Here is a 1,663-nt window from a genome sequence, read left to right on the forward strand (position 1 = left end):
GGCTGCCTCGGCTTCGAGTTCGGCAATCGGCTTCGGTTCGCATTCAACGGTCTTGCAGTTTGCCCACGGGTCTGCGATGGGTTCGACGGCGACCGTATTGGTTTCAGTCACCACGAGGGACGGCGGCTCGACAACCTTCGGATCGTCTTCGACAATGGTCGTCGCCTTTTCTGGTTCGGCTTCGACGACTGGTTCTGTCGGAGTTTCGGCGGTTTCAGCCGGGGCTTCTTCTGTGGCTTCGTCAATCGGCCAAGTCACGTCGACCACTCCGGTCTGCTTTGCCTTACGCCATGCGGCGATCCAGATGACGAAAATAACGATGGTCAGAACGACCGCGATGATAGCTAATGTCATTTTTGACTCCTTTTAGTTAGCGCTAACGAGAAATAAATTATTTCATATTAGTGCAAAACGGAACAGTCATAAACGCATTAGCCACCATTGATCACTAGGACGCCTTGAAGTTGTATTCCGGCTTGATGACCATGTCTACCGTGCAGAGGTCGCCGATATTGTCCAAGATAGCTTGTACAGGCTTATAGGCCATCGGGCTCTCGTCGATCGTGCTAGTACGTACCGAGGTCGAGTAGATGCCTTCCATGGCAGCCTTGAAGTCTTCCATGGACAGCTTCGCCTTCGCATCGCCACGGCTCAGTACTCGACCAGCGCCGTGCGGCCCGGAGAAGTTAGCCGCAGCATTGCCCTTGCCAGTAACGATCAAGGAGCCGTCGCGCATGTTCATCGGAATGATAGCGCGTTCGCCGTTCTGCAACGAGATCGAACCCTTACGGATGATCTTGTTTTCCACGTCGACGTAGTTGTGCAACGTCGTGAACTCTTCCATGATGTAACGGCGCTTGATGTCCATTCCGTCCAAGATTTCCTGGAGCATCGCCTTGCGATTCCAGTAGGAAAACTCGGCACAGATCTTCATGTCGTTGAGATAGTCGTCTACGTCAGTGCCTTCAAGCCATGCGAGATTTGACGGATACTGCGTCTCGTCGCCAGTCTCCTTGCGGTTACGCAAGTAGCGGTCGATAGCTCGCTGCTGGTGGAACTTGCACACGACCTGTCCCAAGTAGCGAGAACCAGAGTGAATCACGATGTAGTGATTACCATCTTCATCGACGTCTACTTCGTGGAAGTGGTTACCCGATCCGAGCGAACCAACACTGTACAGCAGCTTATGACGGTCGGCGTCGGCAATCAATCCAGACAAGTCTACGTTCTTGGCAAACTTATGCAATGTCTTTCGGTGTGCCATTCCAGACGGAATATTCATCCGAATAACCTTATCAAGACGTTCATAGTTGAAATGGTATTCTGGCGAAATCTTACATACCAACATTCCGCAAGATATATCTACCCCAACCAAGTTCGGTACAATAGTATCAGTAAACGTCTGAGTGAACCCCACGACGCATCCGACTCCCATGTGACAATCTGCCATAATGGCAATCTTATTGCCTTTCATGCACGGCACGGCTAACAATTGCACAATTTGTCCATACGTACCGCTGTCCAAGTTTTCATATCCGGCGACATATACGTCAGCCGACCCATACTTTCCATTTATGGTAATCATAATTTTAATCCTTTTTCGTATTTATATAAACTACATTAGCTATGGCAAAAAAGAAACAGACACAGAACGAGCTCGACG

General features: G+C 50.1%; 1 protein-coding gene and 1 pseudogene. Both read right to left on the reverse strand.

Translation table 11 applies throughout. The annotated features are described in order from the left end of the window. Positions 1–354: pseudogene (locus ACJMM9_RS03900) on the reverse strand (hypothetical protein); the annotation flags it as partial. 94 nt (positions 355–448) lie between these two features. Continuing rightward, entirely contained in the window at positions 449–1,585 is a 1,137-nt protein-coding gene (locus ACJMM9_RS03905) for an RtcB family protein (RefSeq protein WP_405324026.1), read from the reverse strand. Between the last annotated feature and the right edge of the window lie 78 nt (positions 1,586–1,663).

Origin of the sequence: Fibrobacter sp. (assembly GCF_045112255.1) — a bacterium.
Lineage (GTDB): Bacteria > Fibrobacterota > Fibrobacteria > Fibrobacterales > Fibrobacteraceae > Fibrobacter.

Bases quoted from the DNA above. Each gene is read 5' to 3' on its own strand.
- ACJMM9_RS03905 (WP_405324026.1), bottom strand. From the start codon at position 1,585: ATGATTACCATAAATGGAAAGTATGGGTCGGCTGACGTATATGTCGCC.